The organism is Geomicrobium sp. JCM 19039 (assembly GCF_000698145.1).
Classification (GTDB): Bacteria; Bacillota; Bacilli; order Bacillales; family Marinococcaceae; genus Geomicrobium_A.
Genome location: NZ_BAXB01000039.1, coordinates 1 through 21,534, shown reverse-complemented (window position 1 = coordinate 21,534; position 21,534 = coordinate 1). Strand labels below are relative to the sequence as shown.

The window sequence follows — 21,534 nt, the reverse complement described above, 5'->3', positions numbered from 1 at the left end:
GGGTAGCGCGGTGCTAGGGGAGTCATTTTGCGCGCGAGTTCCCCCCATCTGCGCGCAAGTTTTCGCTTTTCATTGATTTTAGCGTCGATTTCGCCAAACTTGCGCGCAGTTTATTCCAACTTGCGCGCAGATTCCAGGATGAAGTGCCAACGACACGTCGGCCCCTGCGGGGCCGACGCCAAATCGGACTCGGTTCGGCGCGGCTCGCGCCGACGTCTTGTGGTTACTTCGGGGCGGGGATTGTACTGGTGCCCCGGCAATCTGTTCCCTAGTTTATGAGAACAGACCGCTTTTCCTGAGACACTCCCCAACTCGAGCACAGTTTGCACTTATCAAGCTTACCTTTGCTTCTTGAAGAAATTCTTTCGTTCAACTTATATAGATCACGACTTAGCCATCTAGATCACTACTTGATGATGACACCGTCAAAATTGCCTTCTAAAACGCTCTCTTCTTGTTCGTTCGTACATACGAATGATGCTAAAAGTGCGGTACGGCCATTCGCTTTTGCCATTAGTTTATCGATCGTGACGTCACAGCGGATCTGCTCGTCAGCGTACACTGGTTTTTTAAAATGGAATGTCATCGTGCGCGCGATGCGTTTTCATCTCCGCCAATCTTCGTTGGCATTGTTGCTGTGAGTAGCCCTTGGAGCATGAGTCTTCCTTGTTCATCAGGGTGTACATGGTGGTTACCTGAATCCATGGACAACTCAGTAAATTGTTCGACTTCTGCTCGCGTGAAGGTTCGCTCAAAGGTGATGACTTCTCCTTGTGTCATAGTCATGACTGGTCGGCCCCTTCTTTTCTTGTATAATTATGAAAAAGCGGGATGCTTTCTCCTGACGTATTGTAAGCGAGTCCGATGTTTTTCCAGCCGTACTTTTCGTAATATCCGTGCAAATCAGACGTGAGGTGCAGTGACCGGTAGCTTCTCCTCTCCGTTTCAACGAGAGCATGGCCGAGTAACTTCGCACCGAGGGCGCCCCCTCTCATCTCCGGGTCCACGTACAAACAAGCAAGCCACGGCTGCAAATCTTGCCGGCTATTTAGGTCATTTCGTAAAAGGGCGTATGTACCGACAATCACATCGCCTTTTACGGCGATATAAAAGCTCGGGATCCCTTCTACATCTGTCAGAGCATGCGTCATCGCATCCTCATAAAACAGACGGCCCCCTTCTTCGCCCCACGTTTTCCAAAATAAATCGACAGCTCGTCCAAAGAGACGATCGTTTTGTACGAGCTGCTGAACACGGAGAGGCTGTCCGTCCTTAACGTAGCGAATCGCCGCTTCTGTTGAGGCAATTAAAGATTCATCATCTTTTTCACGCCGGATTGAAAGAGCTGTCTCAAAACAAATGATGGCCTCTTCAATTCTGCCAAGCTCTAGTAAGCATTTGCCTTGGTGTTGCAAAGCAAAGTCTTTGTATCGCTCATTATGACGAAGCGCCCACTCAAACTGTTCCAACGCACGCTTATGCTGTTCTGCATATTTGAACGCTTCCCCTAGCCGGATGCGGGCGACGGCCTCTCGGTGTTTATCATGATCGTGCATCGCTTCTGACACATTAAACATCAAATAATCAATCGCTTGTTCAGGCTCATTGGCAAAGCGATATAAGTTTCCTAATGCGCCCCGTAGTTGGTGTTTCTCAGAAGACCCCGTTTCGTCCGAATAAAGCAACGTTTCTAGTTCCGCAATGACGCGGTGAATTACCGCCAAGTCAGCCGATTGTTCCCGCAAGCCAAGCGACTCGTCAAAGTAGACCGTCGCCATCGCTTTCTCCATTTGTCGCTCTACAAATTCTTTCATTATTCATCATCCTTCGATGAGACTTGATCTGCAATCGTTGATTTTAACACGTCTCGTTCTACAACCGATTGTCCGCTCGGCTCCAAATCTTCCAAGTCCGTATACGTATACGTACCTTGCTCAAACACGTCACCTGTCGCGAGAAACGCACCCGAATCTAAGCTAATGATCCAATAGTCGTATGAATCTTCCGGCGCTTCCTTAAAAAAGAACACGTACACGTCGTCACGGTTATAGACAGATTGACCGTTCACTTGTATCTCTTCTTGCGTTTCTTGTTTAAACTGGATCGTTCGCCGGGTCGGTTCTCCTTTTAACACATCCAGAATCTCTCCTTCTAAGATGGTGCTCGGTGTCCCGGTGTCTATTTCTTTAACAACCCGACCAATTTGCACTTCGGCAATTACATCTGCACAATCAATTAATTCCGGAAACGGATACACTTCGTAATCAACCGTTACCGATGTCACAATCTCGTCATCTGTGTTGTTTTTATCTGAATTATCGCAACTCACAAGCAATACGACAACAACAACGAGCAACCAACCTTCATGAGCCTCACTCCTCACCTACTATGACGAGTTGCTGAGGAAAACGTTTCATTACGTTGATCATAATACATCCAATCGTCGGGTACAAGCGAGAACAATCAGGACTTTCGGTGTATACAAAGGAATCTCCACACGATCAATTGAATACTTAGGAAAAGATAAAGGAGGCGTTATCGTGGACATTAAGCACGAGGTTATCGAGCAGATCAAGCGGATGCAACATTTACATAACCAATTTTCACATGGAGAATACGTGGCGCTTAACAACTATTACTCGGAGGCATTCACCGGCTATCTATTTATGCCTACAACCGGTAAAGTCGAAACGTATGATTGTAATACGATCAAAGACGGAAACAAACAGGGCGCCCAGTTTTACAACGGCCAACACATCTCTTTCACATACACGAACCTAGAAGTGATTGTTCAAACCCCCGAACAAGCGGCTGTAAGTTATCGGGTTCATTTTCAAGGGGCAGATCATGAAGTGTTTGGCTTGTCAATCGAAGTATGGAAAAAAGAAGAAGATCACGTGTGGCGAATGGTTCGATGGTACGAAGAGAAAGGGGAAGCCGCCGCGCCCCCGTCATAGCATCTCAGGTTGATGATTTGGCTTCACTCGTGAAACCCGGTCTCCTGCGCTAGAACATACCCACACCGTATCCGGAGACCACGCTCAGTATGCCGGTCAACGAGCCTCCGCTCTACTCGGTTCGTATACACGTTGTACCGACGAACAGAGACGCGCACTTGCTTCGTCCTCACATTAGGCAATTGCATGGCACTCGTCACAGTCCGAACCGCAACTGAGGACGGGCGCTGAATCATATAATGAAAGATTTGCCGTATCAGTAAATATGAAGCCGCCGCAACTTGCTGAATATCAGTCACTGGCACGGAACCATTGTTCAAAATGCTAAACGTCCCGTCTTTATAATAGCTCGATCCCAACTGCGCTTGATATTGAACCGCTCCAGTGCTTAAATCATATTCAATCCATTGAATTCGTTCCTGTTTAAACATGAAATGAAGCCCAATCGCTTTCATAGGTTCGTCCTCATAAACGACAAATAAACAGTCGGTAAGGCAAAAACGAATCGTTCGTTCATCGAGCGCTACCCTTCGAACTTCTTCCACGTCACTTGGTTGAAGGATGACTCGGTCCGTATTGTCCAATTCTCGTAAACGGATAATAACCTCCTCCATTCACTTATAGACTATGCCTCAACATGACAACTTATGAAAAGCTTCTAAGACCATAGTTTTTGAACTGGTGAAGCATCGCTGCCAGTTCCTTTGGGGATTCGTGCCTCTCGTCTTTTAACCAATGTTCAATCACATCAATCGTTCCACTAATCATCAACCTTGGAATGTGCTCAGGGATATCCGCCTCCCGCTCCACGTTCCACCTCCCAAGAACATAATCTTTAGCCACCTCCATGACACGTCTTTTAAACGTCACATCTCCATGGCTACTGAGAAGCACGATACACAACTTACGCTGCTCTTCAATGTATTCGAAGATCTTCTCTGTCATGAGAAGCTCCTCCTCTTCTTCAGCAAAGTCATACTGATGAAGCGTTTCATAAAGGTCACTCTCAAATTTCTCACCAATCTGATTCAAAAGGTCATACGGATCATTAAAATGACTATAAAATGTGGAGCGATTCACATCTGCTGCTTCACAAAGCTCCTTTACCGTCACACTAGCCACTGGCTTATCTTTCAGTAAACCAATGAGAGATTCTGCGAGCACCCTACGCGTATACTTCTTTCTTCGGTCCATTACAATCCCCTCGTTTTCGTTGTTCTCCAACAGATTCAGTTGACTGTGTTGGTTTCTTAACAAACATTACACAACTGTTTGTTGTTTAGACAACACTGTGTATATATAATATGAAATGTACATTTTAAAAGTCAATATAGGTGGGGAACGCATTTGTTCATACAGTTCATACTTAAGTATAAAAAATCTGTTGTATTCTTTTTCACAATTTTAACGCTCATCTCCGCAGTGTCCACATTGTTTGTGTCCACAAACTACAACATGGTCGATTATTTGCCAGATGAGGCGCCTTCAACTGAAGGTTTGGAAGTGATGGATAATGAATTTGACGGGGCAATGCCGAATGCTGAGGTGCTTATTGAAGACGTCTCGATTCAAGAAGCCCTCGTTTATAAAGAACAGTTAGGAGACGTGCACGGCGTAACGGGCGTCACCTGGCTCGATGACTTGGTTGATTTGCAAACACCATTGCAAATGCAAGATGAGAGTGTGATTGAATCGTACTACCAGGACGGGAATGCACTCTTTTCCATTACGATCGAAAGCGAAATGGAAGTGGATGCAACCGAAGACATCTATGCGCTCATCGGTGAGAATAATGCCATTACCGGAGAAGCGGTGAACACTGCGACTCAACAAACGATGGCAAGTGATGAAGCGCTGTTTGCAGCACTCCTACTCGTGCCAACGATGATTGTCATTCTCGTCCTCTCGACGAAGTCGTGGATTGAACCGATCTTCTTTCTCACCGCCATCGGGGTGAGTGTCATCATTAACCTTGGAACGAATATCTTTCTCGGAGAAATCTCGTTTATCACCCAATCGGTTGCCCTGTCCTCCAACTTGCCGTCTCATTAGACTATGCGATTTTTCTACTGCACGCATTTTCAGATGAACGAAAGAAAAACAACACACCTGAAGAGGCGATGGCAAAAGCGATGAAAGCGTCATTCCCCGTCATCTTAGTGAGTGCGCTAACGACGTTTTTCGGGTTTATGTCACTCATGTTGATGGACTTTGAGATTGGCGCTGACCTCGGTTTGAACCTTGTGAAAGGGATCGTGTTCAGTTTCATCTCTGTGACCGTGCTATTACCAGCTCTCACACTTACGTTCTATCGTTGGATGGAAAAAACTGAGCACCGAAGTTTAATTCCTGATTTTACTGGCGTCGGTGCAAAGATTGTTAAGTTCCGTTTTCCCGCCATTATTCTCGTTGCCATCTTAATCGTGCCAAGTTTTCTCGCTCAAAGCAGCACGAGCTTTATCTACGGCTTAGGGGAACTTCCGGAGGAAACGCGGGCCGGTGCGGATGCGCGGCAAATTGATGAGACATTCGGGCAATCCACGCCGATGGTTTTACTCGTACCCAACGATGACATTGCAAGAGAAGCAGCGTTGGCGGAGGAGATCGAGGACTTGTCCTATGTGGATTCGGTCATGTCTTATGCGACGATGATCGGCACAGCGATTCCTTCTCAGTTTCTTGAAGATACGGTAACCGAAGAGTTTCTCTCAGAAAACTACAGTCGGATGATGATTTTTACGAGCATCGGCATTGAAGGAGATGAACCGTTTGCACTCGTGGAACAAGTACGCGCTCTTTCATCCGAGTATTACGGTGACGAGACCCACCATTTAGGGGAAAGTGCCACGTTGTACGATATGAAAGAGACGGTCACGGTTGATAATCAAGTGGTGAACACGATGACGATCGTTTCAATCGCGATTGTGCTCATGATTACTTTCAAATCTTTATCGATCCCAATCATCCTGCTCGTGACCATTCAAGCTGCGGTGTGGATCAACTTGTCAATTCCGTACTTCACCGATGATTCCCTCGTTTTTGTCGGCTACCTCGTTGTAAGTACGGTTCAATTAGCCGCGACGATTGATTACGGGATATTGCTAAAGGAAACGTACAAAGAGTACCGAAAAGAAATGCCAGCGATGCCTGCGATGAAACGTGCGCTTGACGAAAAGCTGTTTTCCATTCTCGTTTCCGCAACCATCCTTTCGAGCGTTGGGTTTATTCTATGGTTCACGTCTGACAACCCGACTGTGTCTTCGATTGGATTATTGCTTGGAAGAGGAGCTTTGCTAGCGTTTGTACTCGTTATCTTCTTGCTACCAGCATTGTTGCTCGTAGGGGATCGATTCATTAAGAAAACGACATATAAACCGAATTATTTTGAGGAGGAGGAGAAGACCGATGCTTAGAAGATTAACGACCGCCACCGCTGCATTGTTGCTAAGTACAACACCGGTCACTGTACTCGCCGGTTCAAGCGATACGCTCACCGCCAACACGGATACGCCGACGAGTGGGCAAGGGGAAATTGAAGGAAAAGATGAGATTGTGTACGCAAACTTGTTCGCCGACGGGTCGATGGAACAGATGTACGTCGTGAACAGCTTGGACATTAAACAACCTGGAACGGTGACTGATTATGGGTCTTATGAAGAAGTTATTAACTTGACCGACGTGTCAGACATTGAGCATTCAGGAGATGAGATTCACGTAGAAGCTTCAGATGATCCGTTTTTTTATCAAGGCAATTTACATCGTGATACACCATTGCCTTGGCAAATCGACATTCAGTATGAATTAGACGGCGAAGAAGTAGAACCTCACGACCTGATCGGGCAATCTGGACAATTCGGCATGTCGATTTCGGTATCGGAAAATGAAGATGTGGAAGGCGCTTTTTTGAGAACTACATGGTCCAAATCTCAGTGCCATTTAAAAGTGAGCGGGTCGATCAAATTGATGCACCCGACGCTACCGTTGCCCATGCAGGTAAAGATAAGCAGTTAACCTACACGGTCATGCCTGAAGAAGAAGAGCAGTTTGAGCTATCTGCACACATTTCAAATTTTGAGTTTGATGGGATCGAAATTGCCGCGTTACCTGCATCCATTTCCATAGACTCTCCGGATACAGACGAACTAACTGAAGGATTCGACTCCCTCACCGGAGCAATTTCCGATTTGCGCTCTGGCTTATCTGACGTGCAAACAGGAACCGAAGATCTCACGTCTGGATTGGTTGAGTTAAGTGATGGTTCAGCTGATTATGCGAGCGGCATGCAAGTAACAGCCGATGCAGGTAGTGAATTAGCCGGCGGATCACAAGACATTCAGCAAGGTTTACAAGAACTAAATTCAGCTTTAAGTGGCGCAGATTTGGATGTTGACTTTGGCGCCGGAGATGAACTGTTTAGCGCACTTGACGAGCTGTCTGGAGGCATGCGTTCATTGGCGAATGGGCTTGATGAGCTCGGCAGCGGCCATAGTCAAGCGTATGAGGCACTAGAGTCCGCCATTGGCGGCATTCCAGAAGCAAATATCTCTGAAGAAGAACTCCAAACATTATTCGCGGAAAACCCTGAATCTGAAACCGTCGGCAAACTCGTGGAGCAATACGAAGCGGCGCAAACCGTAAAAGCGACACACGCCGCTGTCAAAGAAGGGTTAAGAGCCATCCAACCGGCAGCCGAAGAGATGGGGGGTGCCGCTCGTGAAATGGCAGGCGGCATTGATGAACTAAACGATCAACTCGAACAAGAACTTGGCAGTTTGATGGCGCTGAGGGGCTCAATGAGCTAGCAAACGGTATTGAAACACTAGCAAATGAGTATAGCACGTTCCATTCCGGTCTCGTTGAATATACCGATGGCGTAAACGAGCTGAACTCCTCTTATAGTGGAATCAACGACGGCATTGCCGAGACAGCCGAAGGGGTGCCTGCTCTTAGCAACGGCATCGGAGAAATCCATGCCGGCATGGGTGAACTACAAGAAGCAACCGAAGAAATTCCTGATCAAATGCAAGAAGAAATCGACGACATGATTTCCCAGTACGACAAATCCGATTACGATGCCGTCTCTTTCGTAGCACCAGAGAAAGGCAATGTGAACAGCGTGCAATTCGTCATCCAAACGGCGTCACTCACATTACCTGAAGAAGAAGACGAACCCGTTGAAGACGAAGACAACTCATTTTGGGATCGGTTGCTTCAGCTTTTCCAATAGATTAGTAAACCAGGCGCATCGGTCGGATACCGATGCGCCTGGTTTTTTACGATCTATATAGGATGAGATTTACATTTTCCTAATTTGCACTGGTGGTTCCTGCTTTCCACCACGAGCGGGTGCTTTTAGTGCAGACGATAAGGTCAACATCGTCTATTACTGCGTTCCTCTTGTGATCGCTGAGTTTACTTTATGCTCCAAAGCATAAGAGCGGCACCGGTTCACTTTTCTGTCTACTAGTTAGGGTTTATAGAAAAAAGTCCAAGTGTCATAGAAACTAAATTATGTGACACTTGGGCAAGGAAAAGTCCTCATTTTAAAAATGGATCCGCACATAAACGGAACCAATTGTCACAAATCTCGATATACGTGACAGTTGAGGTCTGAATGTCACATAAGTGACAGATCGTAACATTCCTTACGCCAATTGATGACCATCGGTCACGTCTTTTTACCCTTCGACAATCGCTTTCTGTGTTGTCAGCAAACTCTGCAGTGACGAACAACGATCAGCCCCAAAATTGTCGAAGTGAACTTCAACAGACAATATGCCGGCGTTTGCCCGTAAAGAGCAATCTCGATCATAGGATTCAGTGAATTTCTTTAGTTTAACGTATATCGTTAATCCATTTTAAACTTCTTTTTTGTATCGTTACACAAATAATAAAATGTACTACTGTCAACTTCTACAGTAGAATTTTGTAAACATACATGCCTTGGGTACGGTAGTTACCGAACAAGCATACATTCACACTGAATGATGATTTCATTTTCAACATATTGATTCACTAATAACGTTAACAAATTACGCTTGTTTTAGTACTATTATACAAACTTCCCTCTCCTAAATTGCTCACATGAAACTCATGATGAACGGGTCCATTGGCAGCGAGTGAAGCTAATTGATCTGCATATACTGCATCGTAAGCAAATAAAAACCGCTTTTAGGCGGTTTTTAGGCTGTTGAACAACTTGTTTTAATTACTAGTATCTTGCCTGTTTTTTCATCTATTTACGGCTTCTTTGGCTCGTTTTCCACGGGCTTTTGTCTCAGACATTGAGACAAAAGCAATTCCAAATGTACGTTCATGCATACTCTTCTTTTCTCAACGTAGCAATCGGTTCTAAATATTGGTGATGAAAAGGTTTCAGCGGCTTTCCTTCTTTGACCTTGTGTACCCAATCCGCATTGACAAGTGCCTCTTTTCCTATCGCAATCATGTCTGCCTCACCATTTTCCAGCAGACTTTCAGCTTTTTTTGGTTCGCCTAATTTTCCGTTTGCAATGACCGGAAGCTTGCTGTAGCGTTTTGCCAGCGCCGCCAATGTGTGTTGGCTATCTGAAAAAGCAGGTGCGAATGCTTTATACTCTGTTGTATGAATATAGGTTGGGAAAGCCTGAGCTATCTGTTCAAAAATAATTTCGGCATCTTTTTCTCCCCCTGCCCATTTGTGATGAAAATCGTTTACTTTCCCCTGAGAAATTCGCACACCGACAACATAATCTAACCCTACAGCTGCTCGGATGGCATGTAAAACCTTAACAATCAGACGAATACGTTTCTCTGTGGAACCACCATACTCATCTGTCCGCTGATTTGTATAATCGGTTACAAACTGGTCAAGCAAATAGCCGTTAGCTCCATGCACTTCTACGCCATCAAATCCTACTTCTTTTGCACGGACAGCAGCTAATGCAAAGCTATCAATCACATACTGAATTTCATCATTAGTCATCTTTCTTGGTGTTGAGAATTTCCCGCTTCCGCCATGCTCTGCCAGCATCTCTCCTACTGGTGCTACGGCGGAAGGCGCGATCGATACGAAATCCTCATGCTGGACAAGTGCCCCGCCATGCATGAGCTGTGCAATGACCTTTCCTTCCTCATGATGCACGGCTTCGACAACAGGTTTCCAAGATTTGGCCTGTTCATCATCTGCAATTCCTGGTTGGTTAGCGTAACTTCGACTGTTCTCATAATTAAAATAAATTCCTTCTGTAATGACTAATCCGAAACCCCCTTTGGCAAAACGGGCGTAATAACGTGCCATTTCAGCCGTTGCTTTTCCAGATGATTCTGCGCTTGTACGGGTCATCGGCGATAGTACCGCACGATTCGATAATTCGAGGTGACCTAAAGTGTAGGTTGAAAGCATTTTTGAAGTGTCTTTCATTTAAATTTCTCCCTTCTTCTTGATCTGCAACCATCTTATTTCGAAAGATTGTTTACTTAAACTTATTGTAAGTGCTCCGTGACATATCGTAAAATGATTAAATAAGATGATATCATCAATTTATTTGATGATGTTAAGGGAGGATGATGATGGAGTTAACAGATTTAAAAATGGTTGTTATGATTCAACGTGAAGGTAGTCTAACAAAAGCCGCTGAAAAACTTGGCTACGTTCAATCGAATATTACGATGAGAATTCGCAAGCTGGAATTGGAACTTGGTGTTCAACTCTTTCATCGTGATCGGAAAGGGGTTTATCCTACAGAGAAAGGTTTGCTCCTGTGTAAATATGCGAATGAAATTTTACAAATGACAGAAGAAACCATATCGGCTGTTCAAGAACCTAAATATCCATGCGGCTCACTTACCATCGGCGTCGTGGAAACGATTGCAGCTACGCCTACTTTCATTAGCGCTTTATCATCGTTTCAGAAAAAGTATCCCGAAGTTTCCCTAACACTCAACACCGCTACCTCACCTGAAAATTTCCAAAAAGTGATTAATGGTGAATTAGACGGGGCTTTTTTGACAGGTGAATATGATCTTACTTATTTAAAAGTTTATTATGAATTTCAAGAAAAAGTGTTACTAGTGACGGGGCTCGAAAAAGAAAATGCATCGTTCCCAAATTTAGAAAAGGCTGCATGGGTGGTTTTCCCAAAAGGCTGTCCCTTACGCAAAGCGAATTACGATTGGCTTCGAAGTCAAGGAATTTCGTTTGACAATATCATTGAGGTCAGTACATTGGATACGATGCTCAACTGCGTACGGGCAGGAATTGGTTACACTCTGCTGACGGAACCAGCAATTAAATTAAAAGAAAAACACATTCAGAGCTATGATGTTCCCGAGCAATTCAAAGTGATGACTTCCCGACTCGTCGCTCGTAAAAGTCCATTTTCTAGCAGCGCATTCACCGCTTTTACCGAATGTATAGCAGATGCTCACGGATGTACTGAAGGAGGGAAAGAATATGCATAATGAAATGAAAAAAACTTGTGTCCCGAACGGCATTGCCCTAAAAGATACAGGTTTTGGATACACATTGTCTATCATCGGCGGTAAATATAAAATGATTATCCTTTATTGGTTGTCTGAAAATGAGGTCATGCGATTTAACGAAATAAAGCGTAACATAGCATCTATTCCTTTCAAGACATTAAGTGTGATGTTAAAACAAATGGAAGCAGATGGCATTGTGATACGTAGAGAATACCCAGAGATTCCTCCAAAAGTAGAGTATTCACTTTCTGAACGCGGACGATCCCTTCTCCCAATTTTGGATATGATGTGTGACTGGGGCGAAATTAATCATAATACTGAAGTGTAATCATTGAAACTATCTAGTAATCACAAAAAGACCTAATGATTCAATCATCAGGTTTTTTGTATGAGTTGACTACATTAAAATTTTTTAATCATTACAAACATTATAACTCCCTAAAACTGATAATATATTTGAAAAGGCAAAGTGTGTTGTATCTTTTGAAATTTGCTCTAACTCATCGTTCTTCTCACAAACAACTTCAGCAAGATAATTATACTCTCCGCTAATCCTCCATAAATCCGTGATATTACTGTTTTCTTTACAATAATTGGTTAGTCTTTCACAGCTTTCTGTTTTAAATAAAACAAAGCCATGAATTCCTTTATTCAAGATTTTATTATTTACCTCTACCGTATAGTGCTTAATCACATTATCTTCTAATCTTTCTATTCTCGTTTTAACAGCTGGAGAGGACATGTTTATTTGTTTACCAATATCGGTGTATGTAAGTCTTGCATTTCTTTTTAATAAATCTAAGATTTGGTAATCGGTATGGTCTAACATTCATTTCCCCTCCTTCTTTAAATTTTAAAGTATTTCATAGTATATCGCTTAATTATTGCATTGTAAATTGACGGACTTAGAATTAAAATTCCCTATGAGGTGATAATTATGACATGTTCTATCTTTTATGATTACCGAATTGGGAATTTAAAACTAGACAATAGAATTGTAATGGCTCCAATGACGAGAGGGTTTGCTGATAATCACACCGGAGAAGTAAATTATTTAATTGCCGACTACTACGGAAAGAGGGCAAGATACGGTGCAGGCTTAATTATCACTGAAGGTGTTGCCATAAATGAATTAGCGAAAGGAACATATGGAATACCTGGAATATACACGCACTCTCAAACCTTAAGTTGGAAAAAAGTGACGAACGAAGTTCATAAATATAAAACTAAAATCTTTGCTCAGCTTTGGCATGTAGGCAGATTAAGTCATTCGGAAATTTTAAAAGGTCATATCCCTGTGTCCCCTTCTCCCATAGCTGCAAAGGGTCTCGTTCACAGATTAAAGCAAACATTTCAGACCTCTAAATCTTTAAGTAAAGAGGAAATATACAGAACAATAGATGACTATAGGGAAGCAGCAAGAAACGCTATGGATGCTGGTTTTGATGGTGTTGAAATACATGCCGCACACGGGTACCTCATTGATCAATTTATGAGTGATAAAACAAACCAGCGAAAAGATGAGTTTGGAGGCTCTTTGAAAAATAGACTAAGATTTTTAGATTTAATTATTAAAGAGGTTAAGAAGGTTGTACCAAAAAACCGAATCAGCATTAGAATTTCTGAAAAAAAGGATGACGATAAGGATTATGTGTGGGAACAACCGGAAGAAATGGTACGCGCGATTACGGAGATTCTTACCAAACATAATATAAAAATACTTCACCCCTCTGTAGACACTTATGGTTCTACACTTGAGAATGATAAAAGATCGCTCCATACATTGTTTAGACAAAGGTGGGATGAAACCTTAATAGCTGTTGGTAATATACCCCTAACAACGGGAATTTCATCGTTGAAGAAAACCAGGCAGACTTAGTCGCTTTTGGACAGCCATTTATTTCAAATCCTGATTTAGTCATCCGTCTTCAAGCGAATCAGGAGATTTTACCACATACTACAAAGGGTCAGCTAAAATGTTTAGATTAGTTCGACATCAGTTGAGTCTATACACTTGAATCGATTTCATAAATGCTAATTCTAGAACTAACACGAGCAATAGCATTAGTTATCTGTTTATTGTTCGTTAAAAAAACACATTCAGTGATTGAAACAAGATGCGGTGACGCCTGCTTAAAAAGATGTAAGCGAATCTTCTACTAAGATCGCACACCTCCTGTGTGCAACGTAGAAGCCACCGCATCCTGCGGAAGTGAGGCCCCTGCAGACCGAATATCGATGTGTGACTCAGCCGGTCTTCCGAGGTAAAGAAGACACAACGAATACTAGTTCAGGGTGAGTTGATGTCGCCCTTATACTCTGGAGTGCAAGTATCCTCCAGTAGTGGTAACCAAAACGACGATCCGTGTATATTAATCATTCGTCTTTTATACTCAATCATTTAATTATGAAATTTACTCGTTTAGCCAATCAGAGACAATTGTTGAGTAGCTCTAAGGGCAAAAGAAGTATTCCTCTCTATCAATGATATAAGAATACTTCTCTTAGTATTTCATTACTTTTATGAATGTAGCTTATCTAAGAATAGTAAATAATTTTCTGTATTGCGCTCTAATTCGTTTTTCATAGGTTTTAAATTTTCCTTTTCCGTTCCCCCTGGCTCTTTTTCTTCCCCGTAAAATGCATGAATTGAACGATAATCAGCCTGACAATAAAAAAAGGTCGTTTTGAAAGGTATCAATATTTGTTCCAAAGTATGGCCATATCTTCCATTTTCACTATAATCGCTCACCCTTATTCCTGCCGAAACAGCCAATGCCACTTTTCGGTCTTTCAATTTGTCTCCACCATTGGATCCGTAAGCCCAGCCATAATCAAAAACTTCATCCATCCATTTTTTTAAAAGCGATGGACTGTTGAACCATTGAATTGGAAATTGCAAAACAAGATTTTCGTGTGCTTCAATCAATTGCCTTTCCTTTTCCACATCAATTTTTTCTGTTGGATAAGTTTTATATAAGTCATGTACCGTATATTTTTGAGGATGCTTTCTCAACTCCTCTAACCACCTTTTATGTACAGTGGATTTTTCCATGCTCGGATGAGCCGCTACAACAAGTGTTTTTATCAAATTTATTCCCTCCTTTAACTTCGAATTCTCTTGAGTATAGAGTGTAATTTCATATCATGTAAGTACGCACTTTTAAGTGAGATACTGTTGCAAAAGTAAGCATCCATGATGACAAGGTTGACGCTTATGTATTGAATTAAGTAAATATGTAAATTGAATTAAATTTCATAATCCATCTCCTCTGCAAACGTCAAATCACGCCCGCACGTACATCCTCATCCCGAGCCGCACCGCCCACGCCCGGTTCTCCATTCGATGCACAAAGAAATTCAACGGTTTGCCGCTGCGCACGATGACAAGTGTCGTTTCTCCACTCGCGCGAAGGTTTTCTCGTTCGCCGTTCACCTGAGCAACAACCTGATCACCTTCTGTCCAAATATGAATCATACCCGCGCTTTCCTCTGTCCGATACGCGCCAACGAGCGGTTCCAATGTCGGTCTCGAAATCTCCATACGTGGCTCCTCATTTACCGGTTTGTCCAAAGGTAAACCGAACGCAGTATGCAATACCGGCGTTGCCAACCTCCCGACTTCCACATCGGCAAGGTTCGTCAACACAACAAGAGAAAGCTTCTCCTCGGGCACGAACATAAACTGCGACGAAACCCCAGGCTGACTGCCACCATGCCCGACGACCGTTCGCCCATCATAATCCGGGGTAACGACGAGTCCATACCCATACTGCGAATAGCGATCCAGTGGAAATCGCGGCGTCCACATCGCCCCGTAACGCTCCTCATTTTGCGCGAGCTCATTCACAAATTGAACGACGTTTCTTGCACTCGATCGAATGCCACCACCAACCGCATAATTGCCGAGCTCGGGCCAACCCGTTACGGCAACTTCCCCTCCATCCTGTACGTAAGGCGTTGACACATTTGTCATCTTTTTCAGCATTTCTATATGAAAGGTTGATCGATTCATCCCTAAAGGTTTAAAAAAGAATTCCTCAATACATCTATAATACGACATATTGGTTGCTTTTTCGACAATCGCTCCGAGAAGCAAAAACGTGTCATTGCAATAGCTCATATATTCCCCCGGCGCACCGAGACGCGAGAACGACCCGTCACGTAAATACTGCAAATGCTCATCAAACCCTTGCAAATCTACCCGACGTTCGAGAGGCGGAACCCCCGTACTGTGCGTAAGCAAGTGTTCAATTGTCACTTCCCGATCAAAGAACTCGGGACAATAATCCTGAACCCGGTCATGCACACACAACCTCCCCTCTTCATGTAACCGCATTACAGCCGCTGCCACGAATGATTTCGTAATCGAAGCGGTACCGTAAAGGGTATGTTCATTCGGACACGCTTTGCCGAACCCGCCTGTATAGATGAGGTCTCCGTCTTTCATCACAGCAATCGAAGCCGAAGGAATCCGTTCTTCATGCACAAATCGATTCACATAAGTTTCTAAAGCATTCCAGTTCACTTTCCATCACTCCCTTTGATAAGGTTGGGGCACACTACTGTTAGGAGGCACAAACATGGCTACGCACATTTATTTGGATGATACGCCGATAGAGGTCGTTCAGTATAAGCAGGAATCTGTGGACGGCTTGCAGAAAGTTTCTATAGATTTTGAAGTGACGTCCGAGATGTATCACGATACAGCTGTTTTATTGTATCAAGGGGCGTTTCACGTCCGAGTACCTGAGGATGATATTGCTTTTTACGGCACCATTGTCCGCTACTCAACATCGTTAACGAACCTTTACGAGCAAAACCAAACGGCTCTCTACTCCCTAGAATTGAAAGAAGGCGACCCGAATGAAGCTTAGCATTCTTGATAGTTCACCGTTGGCGAGTGGGAAAACGTCTGCAGATGCTTTTTCAGATTCAAAAGACTTGGCCGTCGCCGGAGAGAAGCTTGGCTATACGCGTTATTGGATGACCGAGCACCACGACCTTAATGGCCTTGCTGCATCTGCACCTGAAGTGTTGCTCGCCTATATTGGTGCCGCTACGTCTACGATTCGACTCGGAACAGGGGCAATCCTTCTCCCTCACTACAAGCCGTTTAAAGTTGCTGAACTTCACCATACGTTAGCGACATTGTTTCCCGGTCGCATTGACTTAGGCATCGGCCGTGCACCGGGTGGGTCTGCCGAAGTGACGAATGCGCTAAATGACAACTTCTTACAACAAGTGTATCGCATGCCAGAACTCATTGATGAACTGTTATCCTTTATAGATCTAACCGATGAATCGGTCACCGCCTCCCCGATTCCACCTGTAAAGCCAGAAGCATGGATCTTAGGTACGAGTGCAAAAAGTGCACAGATGGCAGCAACGAAAGGAACATCGTACGCGTTTGGCCAATGGATGAGTGATACCGATGGGTTGCCGGTCATCGAAGACTATTATCGTACGTATGCGCCTAGAAATCCGAAGGATTCTTCACAAGCTTTAATGACGGTTGGAGCCATTTGCGCACAAACGACTGAAGAAGCAGAACGACTCGCAAAAACATTGTTCGTTTGGCAGGAACAGTCGAATGTTGGCAACGGAAGCGACGGCATTCCTGCTCAGGTCGGTCGGCAACTTACCGCCGATGAAAAAGCGAAGTTCGATACGTTTAAAAAGAAAACGATCGTCGGCAACCCTGAAGAAGTCGCTCGTCATATTCAACGGCTTTGCGTGAATGAAGTGATGATTCATACCCCACTTCATCATATCGCTGATCGCATTCGTTCCTACGAACTCATTGCTACGGAATTAGGTATTAGAAAACAGTCGTCGGTCTAAAATAATGATTGGACCATAAATATGTGACATAGAAGTACTGTGAGGGGGGACCAATGTGAAGAGAATTTGGTGGATCGTTAGTATAGCTCTGGCAATTCTACTTGTTGCAGGTGGTGCACTTTTCCTATATGTGTACTCATCCCTCTCGTCTACAGCAGACGACATCTATGAACCTGTAGAACGTGAATCGCAATCATTATACCGACCAGAGCCTGCAGACGTCGATGAGCGTGACCCGATATCGTTTCTTTTACTCGGATTGGATGCAGAAGAGGAAACGTCTGGGCGAACAGATACGATGATTGTCGCAACGGTGAATCAAACGAAGGGCTCGATACAGATGGTGAGCATCCCCCGGGACACGCGAACGGAAATTATTGGTCGTAACGTTGAAGATAAAATCAATCATGCATACGCCTTTGGCGGTGCAAAGATGGCGATGGATACGGTTGAGAACCTGCTGGACATCCCCATTGATTATGTGGTCACAATAAATATGGACGGCTTTCAAGAAATGGTTGATGCAGTTGGTGGCGTGACCGTTAATAATGCGTTTAATTTTGAGTATGACGGATTTGAATTTATTGAGGGACCGGTTGAGCTTGACGGAGAAGCTGCGCTCGCATACGTACGCATGCGGTATGAAGACCCCCAAGGCGATCACGGTAGAAACATTCGTCAACGACAAGTAATTGAAGGGGTTTTACAAGAAGGTGCCCGCATCTCTTCGGTCACGAGAATGGATCAAATTCTTTCAGCAGTTGGCACAAACGTAGAAACGAACCTCACCTTCCAAGAAATGACCGATCTTTTTGCCTATCAATCAGCAAGACATCAAATTGAACAACAAACCCTCACAGGCACAGCCACTTATATTGATTCTATCTATTATTTACTCGTCAGCGATGAAAAAATTGCTGAAGTATCCGAGTCTCTTCAAGAGCACCTTGAGTTGTAACATTTTGGACTCTAAGGGCTTTTTAGCGGAAGTCAGATTGTTCATTGAATTCATTCGTTAACGAAAAACATATATCCCTCTTTCGATGGATTCATGCTATAATAATTCGTAATATTTCCTTTGAGGCAGGTGAGTGAAGATCTAGAATAATGAGTTGCACTCGATTACAGGGGTGATGTTCCTGTTTTCAGAGGCCTATAATCGTTCATCATATCGAGGTTCATTATTCAACATCTATAACAACATACTGTAAACAGAGGAGAATGTTTCATTGAGTACCGGTGTTAGTATGACACTGTTTTTCCTATTGCTTATCGCTACCGCATTTTTCGTAGCATCTGAGTTTTCCATCGTTAGGATCCGTAACAGTCGTCTGAATCAAATGATCGAAGAAGGTAATGTTCCAGCAACACTTATGAAAGATACGGTAGACAAGTTAGACGGGTATTTGGCTGCTTGTCAGTTAGGAATTACGATTACCGCGCTCGGTCTTGGGTGGCTCGGTGAACCGGTTGTCGAACGGTTTATGCACCCGATTTTTGAAGCCGTCGGCATTCCTGACACACTCATTACACCAACGTCCTTTATTTTTGCCTTTGCGATCGTCACATTCTTACACGTCGTTTTTGGTGAACTTGCACCTAAAACGGCCGCGATCCAGAAACCTGAAGCGATTGGATTTTTTATTTTACGACCGCTTCGATTGTTCTACAAACTGGCTTTCCCGATTATTTTTGTTCTTAACGGTGTTGCCAACCGTTTCGTGCGCTTGTTCGGTATCCAGCCCGCAGCGGAGCGAGAGGAAGCCCATTCAGAGGAAGAACTGCAGATCATTCTCACAGAGAGTTTGAAGCACGGAGAGATCAATCAATCTGAGTTTGGTTATGTGAGTAACATCTTTGCCTTTGATGAGCGCAAAGCCCATGAGATTATGGTACCCAGAACAGATATGACGTGTCTTTCCCTTCATGATTCTTTCGCTGAATCGATGGCAGTAATTCAAGAGAGTCGTTTCACACGATTCCCGATCATTCGTGAAAGCAAAGATGAAGTCATCGGCTTTATAAATACGAAACAGTTCCTGCTCTTGAATGTTGAAGATGAGCAGGTCGATATAAATGAAATCGTTCGCCCAGTGCTCACCGTATCCGATCAAACACCGATCAAGCGATTGCTTAAGAAGATGCAGTCTGAAGGGGCACACCTTGCCATACTCATTGACGAGTACGGCGGGACAGCGGGAATGATTACAATTGAGGACATTCTCGAAGAAATCGTTGGCGATATACGCGATGAGTTTGATGAAGAAGAAATTCCAGAAATTGAACAGATCGCCGACAACCATATGCTTGTGGATGGCATCGCCCTCATCGATGATGTGAATGAATTCATCCCGACGAAGATTGATGAAGATGAATTTGACACCATTGGTGGATGGCTCTTTGCCAAAAACCCAAGCATTCAAGAAGGAGAGCGTTGGCGAACCGACGACCTCGACATCCGCGTCATCAAACGCGACGAGTATCGTTACCGAAAACTCGAGATCATCTTCACAGAAGAAGACACATCCGAAGACGAGTAGGAGGGGGCATACCCCCTCCTGTTTTTTTATGAGGCCACTGAAAAAGGGAAATTGAAAACACAACTAGGTTTGATCAATTAGTTCGGGTTAACGTGTAGCGCAGAAAGTGAGATACTTTTTCAGTGACCTCGCGCTTTTACTTAGAGACTCCCATGAATGTCTCCCTGCTATGGTAGGATTGTCTTAAATTTATGAGCCAATTTAGCTAAAATCGTACCATTGTTTAGCCTATGGTTGAATTTTCAGTTTCTATGGTTTGATTTTCGCTCTACGCCCTGATCAGTACCCGATCCCAGGTGATGGGAAGGCACTGAGAAAGGGAAATTGAAAAACGTAAACCATTGTTTCGTTTGCTATCAATGGAAAATCCCACGTAGACCCTGCTTATGATGGATTTTCTTCATCGAGGAACGCTTTTTAGCAGAAATCCCCACACGTATCGCTCCCCCTGAATTGTGTTAACGAGCAACTTATAGAGTGAAGCACCATTTTTCAGCGCTCTCTTTATTTATGAGGAGGAACAAGCTCTTCAGCAGCGTTCTCCTCACATCAGACCGAAAAAACGAGCGATCAATCAACTCAGACATGACTACCATTCTAAGCACGTACCGTACTTATCCCGCTACGCCAATCAAGTATTACAATTCCTCTATTTCAAAAGCTGCATGACGAGCTCGCTCACGTAGCTCACTTATAAAAACTTGTTCGTCTCGAGGGGAAACCCTAACATTTTCAAACGGTCCATTCCTTACGAACAATTCAATGCCGTCGCCAGCTAGATGTAACTTAAACTCGCCAGAAAACAACCCCAAACCATTGAAGCGCTGAACCTTATAAACATCCTCGTATACAACCTTAACCTTAATTAAACCTGCTCGAATCTCTAAATATTGCTCATAAAAATCATAGCGCGTTGCCCAGATTAACATCACGATGAGCAGAACCGAGGAAAAAAGGAGAACAAATATAATCGTTCCCCAAACCGTAAAATTAGGATATAAATGAAGTGCAGCTCCGCCCAACAATAAAAAAAGCCCGAAGTGTACAGTAATAACATATGGGTAATTCACCCGTGATTTAAACGTCATCGGAACCTCCACAATATGTATATAAACAGCACCGAGAGTGTCACTGAAGTGGGACACACCATCTCGTAGTAAACAGCCTAACGTTTAACCTCAGCTATATTGTGGAAATGTGCCTCTAAGAGGTGATTTCTCATGAAGAATCGTAAAGAAAGCGATCCGATACAATTCCAGCGAAATCCTCGCAAAAAACACAATAACGTTGAAGACAATAAATTCGAAGATCCTGTGCCACTCGATGAAGTGAATCGTGAGGAGAAGGAACAGCGAAACAAACGAGCATCCAAATCTTCTTCGCGCACAGACGATTAAAAACATGTAATTTTTATAGATGCTGAGTACGTGTAAGGCACGTACTCAGCATCTTTCGCATTCTATATAGAATGCGAAAGATGCTTCTATTTTGCGCGCTAGTTTACACGTTCTGCACGCAAGTTTGCCTAGTTTAACGATTTTGGCGCTCATTCCGCTAAACTTGCGCGCTGGGCACAGATTCAACATCCATAAACGAGCAACCTGTCGGCCTGAGCGCGGCCGATGCTAAATCGGACTCGGTTCGGCGCGGCTCGCGCCGACGTCTTGTGGGTACTCCGGGGCGGGGATTGTACACGTGACCTTGTAATCTGTTACCGAGTTTGCTCATTC

The 21,534-nt window shown here is 43.9% G+C and carries 21 protein-coding genes and 2 pseudogenes; 13 read left to right on the top strand and 10 right to left on the bottom strand.

The window, feature by feature from the left end:
- Positions 1-406: 406 nt before the first annotated feature.
- From JCM19039_RS20475 to JCM19039_RS20465, 3 genes and pseudogenes are all read right to left on the bottom strand, one after another.
- Positions 407-786, bottom strand: a pseudogene (locus JCM19039_RS20475) (enoyl-CoA hydratase).
- Positions 783-1,814 (bottom strand): GNAT family N-acetyltransferase, encoded by a 1,032-nt coding sequence (locus JCM19039_RS23485; RefSeq protein ID WP_081834665.1) that lies wholly within the window; start codon positions 1,812-1,814, stop codon positions 783-785. Before JCM19039_RS23485 ends, JCM19039_RS20475 begins: the two are co-directional and overlap by 4 nt.
- Complete coding sequence (locus JCM19039_RS20465) at positions 1,814-2,356, bottom strand: hypothetical protein (protein WP_042430829.1); 543 nt, start codon at positions 2,354-2,356, stop codon at positions 1,814-1,816. Before JCM19039_RS20465 ends, JCM19039_RS23485 begins: the two co-directional genes overlap by 1 nt.
- Before the next feature lie 184 nt (positions 2,357-2,540).
- Between JCM19039_RS20465 and JCM19039_RS20460 the strand changes: the two genes are divergently transcribed.
- On the top strand, positions 2,541-2,957 hold the full coding sequence (locus JCM19039_RS20460; protein WP_042430821.1) for a DUF4440 domain-containing protein: 417 nt from the start codon (positions 2,541-2,543) through the stop codon (positions 2,955-2,957).
- A gap of 23 nt (positions 2,958-2,980) precedes the next feature.
- Here the strand turns inward: JCM19039_RS20460 and JCM19039_RS20455 are convergent, their stop codons facing one another.
- On the bottom strand, positions 2,981-3,571 hold the full coding sequence (locus tag JCM19039_RS20455; RefSeq protein WP_152550306.1) for a hypothetical protein: 591 nt from the start codon (positions 3,569-3,571) through the stop codon (positions 2,981-2,983).
- 31 nt (positions 3,572-3,602) lie between these two features.
- On the bottom strand, positions 3,603-4,151 hold the full coding sequence (locus JCM19039_RS20450; RefSeq protein WP_042430816.1) for a TetR/AcrR family transcriptional regulator: 549 nt from the start codon (positions 4,149-4,151) through the stop codon (positions 3,603-3,605).
- Between the two features lie 261 nt (positions 4,152-4,412).
- On the opposite strand from JCM19039_RS20450, the pseudogene JCM19039_RS20445 reads away from it, so the two are divergent.
- From JCM19039_RS20445 to JCM19039_RS22775, 4 genes and pseudogenes are all read left to right on the top strand, one after another.
- Positions 4,413-6,370 (top strand): annotated as a pseudogene (locus JCM19039_RS20445) (RND family transporter).
- On the top strand, positions 6,363-6,968 hold the full coding sequence (locus JCM19039_RS22785; RefSeq protein WP_052399009.1) for a hypothetical protein: 606 nt from the start codon (positions 6,363-6,365) through the stop codon (positions 6,966-6,968). The pseudogene JCM19039_RS20445 and the gene JCM19039_RS22785 overlap by 8 nt, the downstream one beginning before the upstream one ends.
- The gene (locus tag JCM19039_RS22780; RefSeq protein WP_152550305.1) at positions 6,872-7,759 is read left to right on the top strand and encodes a hypothetical protein; all 888 of its coding nucleotides are present in this window, start codon (positions 6,872-6,874) and stop codon (positions 7,757-7,759) included. Before JCM19039_RS22785 ends, JCM19039_RS22780 begins: the two co-directional genes overlap by 97 nt.
- Before the next feature lie 176 nt (positions 7,760-7,935).
- Positions 7,936-8,184 (top strand): hypothetical protein, encoded by a 249-nt coding sequence (locus tag JCM19039_RS22775; protein ID WP_152550304.1) that lies wholly within the window; start codon positions 7,936-7,938, stop codon positions 8,182-8,184.
- A 1,086-nt stretch (positions 8,185-9,270) separates the two neighbouring features.
- Here the strand turns inward: JCM19039_RS22775 and JCM19039_RS20435 are convergent.
- Positions 9,271-10,359 (bottom strand): NADH:flavin oxidoreductase, encoded by a 1,089-nt coding sequence (locus JCM19039_RS20435; RefSeq protein ID WP_042430813.1) that lies wholly within the window; start codon positions 10,357-10,359, stop codon positions 9,271-9,273.
- Between the two features lie 149 nt (positions 10,360-10,508).
- Between JCM19039_RS20435 and JCM19039_RS20430 the strand changes: the two genes are divergently transcribed.
- Both JCM19039_RS20430 and JCM19039_RS20425 read left to right on the top strand, forming a co-directional pair.
- Complete coding sequence (locus JCM19039_RS20430; RefSeq protein WP_042430810.1) at positions 10,509-11,399, top strand: LysR family transcriptional regulator; 891 nt, start codon at positions 10,509-10,511, stop codon at positions 11,397-11,399.
- A 4-nt stretch (positions 11,400-11,403) separates the two neighbouring features.
- On the top strand, positions 11,404-11,748 hold the full coding sequence (locus tag JCM19039_RS20425) for a helix-turn-helix domain-containing protein (protein ID WP_042430836.1): 345 nt from the start codon (positions 11,404-11,406) through the stop codon (positions 11,746-11,748).
- 84 nt (positions 11,749-11,832) lie between these two features.
- Here the strand turns inward: JCM19039_RS20425 and JCM19039_RS20420 are convergent, their stop codons facing one another.
- Complete coding sequence (locus JCM19039_RS20420) at positions 11,833-12,249, bottom strand: Lrp/AsnC family transcriptional regulator (RefSeq protein ID WP_042430808.1); 417 nt, start codon at positions 12,247-12,249, stop codon at positions 11,833-11,835.
- A gap of 108 nt (positions 12,250-12,357) precedes the next feature.
- On the opposite strand from JCM19039_RS20420, the gene JCM19039_RS20415 reads away from it, so the two are divergent.
- On the top strand, positions 12,358-13,299 hold the full coding sequence (locus JCM19039_RS20415) for a hypothetical protein (protein WP_052399006.1): 942 nt from the start codon (positions 12,358-12,360) through the stop codon (positions 13,297-13,299).
- A gap of 642 nt (positions 13,300-13,941) precedes the next feature.
- On the opposite strand, the gene JCM19039_RS20410 is transcribed toward JCM19039_RS20415, so the two are convergent.
- The gene (locus tag JCM19039_RS20410; RefSeq protein ID WP_042430833.1) at positions 13,942-14,508 is read right to left on the bottom strand and encodes an NAD(P)H-dependent oxidoreductase; all 567 of its coding nucleotides are present in this window, start codon (positions 14,506-14,508) and stop codon (positions 13,942-13,944) included.
- A 198-nt stretch (positions 14,509-14,706) separates the two neighbouring features.
- Complete coding sequence (locus JCM19039_RS20405; RefSeq protein ID WP_042430806.1) at positions 14,707-15,948, bottom strand: serine hydrolase; 1,242 nt, start codon at positions 15,946-15,948, stop codon at positions 14,707-14,709.
- A 55-nt stretch (positions 15,949-16,003) separates the two neighbouring features.
- On the opposite strand from JCM19039_RS20405, the gene JCM19039_RS20400 reads away from it, so the two are divergent.
- From JCM19039_RS20400 to JCM19039_RS20385, 4 genes are all read left to right on the top strand, one after another.
- Positions 16,004-16,297 carry a DUF3219 family protein gene (locus JCM19039_RS20400; RefSeq protein WP_042430803.1) on the top strand — a complete coding sequence of 98 codons (294 nt, stop codon included), beginning with the start codon at positions 16,004-16,006 and terminating at the stop codon, positions 16,295-16,297.
- Positions 16,287-17,264: an MsnO8 family LLM class oxidoreductase gene (locus JCM19039_RS20395; protein WP_042430799.1), complete on the top strand. Its 978-nt coding sequence runs from the start codon at positions 16,287-16,289 to the stop codon at positions 17,262-17,264. Before JCM19039_RS20400 ends, JCM19039_RS20395 begins: the two co-directional genes overlap by 11 nt.
- A 55-nt stretch (positions 17,265-17,319) precedes the next feature.
- Positions 17,320-18,222: an LCP family protein gene (locus JCM19039_RS20390; RefSeq protein WP_042430796.1), complete on the top strand. Its 903-nt coding sequence runs from the start codon at positions 17,320-17,322 to the stop codon at positions 18,220-18,222.
- 271 nt (positions 18,223-18,493) lie between these two features.
- A complete protein-coding gene (locus JCM19039_RS20385) occupies positions 18,494-19,804 on the top strand; it encodes a hemolysin family protein (RefSeq protein WP_238545168.1) in 1,311 nt (436 codons plus the stop codon).
- A gap of 638 nt (positions 19,805-20,442) precedes the next feature.
- On the opposite strand, the gene JCM19039_RS20380 is transcribed toward JCM19039_RS20385, so the two are convergent.
- A complete protein-coding gene (locus JCM19039_RS20380) occupies positions 20,443-20,892 on the bottom strand; it encodes a PH domain-containing protein (protein WP_042430794.1) in 450 nt (149 codons plus the stop codon).
- Between the two features lie 132 nt (positions 20,893-21,024).
- Between JCM19039_RS20380 and JCM19039_RS24700 the strand changes: the two genes are divergently transcribed.
- Positions 21,025-21,201, top strand: a complete 177-nt coding sequence (locus JCM19039_RS24700) for a hypothetical protein (RefSeq protein ID WP_193744318.1) — start codon at positions 21,025-21,027, stop codon at positions 21,199-21,201.
- Positions 21,202-21,534 lie beyond the last annotated feature (333 nt).

Excerpts from the sequence above, each read along its gene's own strand:
- JCM19039_RS23485 (WP_081834665.1), bottom strand. The coding sequence starts at position 1,814 with ATGAAAGAATTTGTAGAGCGACAAATGGAGAAAGCGATGGCGACGGTC.
- JCM19039_RS20455 (WP_152550306.1), bottom strand. The coding sequence starts at position 3,571 with ATGGAGGAGGTTATTATCCGTTTACGAGAATTGGACAATACGGACCGA.
- JCM19039_RS20450 (WP_042430816.1), bottom strand. The coding sequence starts at position 4,151 with ATGGACCGAAGAAAGAAGTATACGCGTAGGGTGCTCGCAGAATCTCTC.
- JCM19039_RS22785 (WP_052399009.1), top strand. The coding sequence starts at position 6,363 with ATGCTTAGAAGATTAACGACCGCCACCGCTGCATTGTTGCTAAGTACA.
- JCM19039_RS22780 (WP_152550305.1), top strand. The coding sequence starts at position 6,872 with ATGGTCCAAATCTCAGTGCCATTTAAAAGTGAGCGGGTCGATCAAATT.
- JCM19039_RS22775 (WP_152550304.1), top strand. The coding sequence starts at position 7,936 with ATGGGTGAACTACAAGAAGCAACCGAAGAAATTCCTGATCAAATGCAA.
- JCM19039_RS20435 (WP_042430813.1), bottom strand. The coding sequence starts at position 10,359 with ATGAAAGACACTTCAAAAATGCTTTCAACCTACACTTTAGGTCACCTC.
- JCM19039_RS20430 (WP_042430810.1), top strand. The coding sequence starts at position 10,509 with ATGGAGTTAACAGATTTAAAAATGGTTGTTATGATTCAACGTGAAGGT.
- JCM19039_RS20425 (WP_042430836.1), top strand. The coding sequence starts at position 11,404 with ATGAAAAAAACTTGTGTCCCGAACGGCATTGCCCTAAAAGATACAGGT.
- JCM19039_RS20420 (WP_042430808.1), bottom strand. The coding sequence starts at position 12,249 with ATGTTAGACCATACCGATTACCAAATCTTAGATTTATTAAAAAGAAAT.
- JCM19039_RS20415 (WP_052399006.1), top strand. The coding sequence starts at position 12,358 with ATGACATGTTCTATCTTTTATGATTACCGAATTGGGAATTTAAAACTA.
- JCM19039_RS20400 (WP_042430803.1), top strand. The coding sequence starts at position 16,004 with ATGGCTACGCACATTTATTTGGATGATACGCCGATAGAGGTCGTTCAG.
- JCM19039_RS20395 (WP_042430799.1), top strand. The coding sequence starts at position 16,287 with ATGAAGCTTAGCATTCTTGATAGTTCACCGTTGGCGAGTGGGAAAACG.
- JCM19039_RS20380 (WP_042430794.1), bottom strand. The coding sequence starts at position 20,892 with ATGACGTTTAAATCACGGGTGAATTACCCATATGTTATTACTGTACAC.
- JCM19039_RS24700 (WP_193744318.1), top strand. The coding sequence starts at position 21,025 with ATGAAGAATCGTAAAGAAAGCGATCCGATACAATTCCAGCGAAATCCT.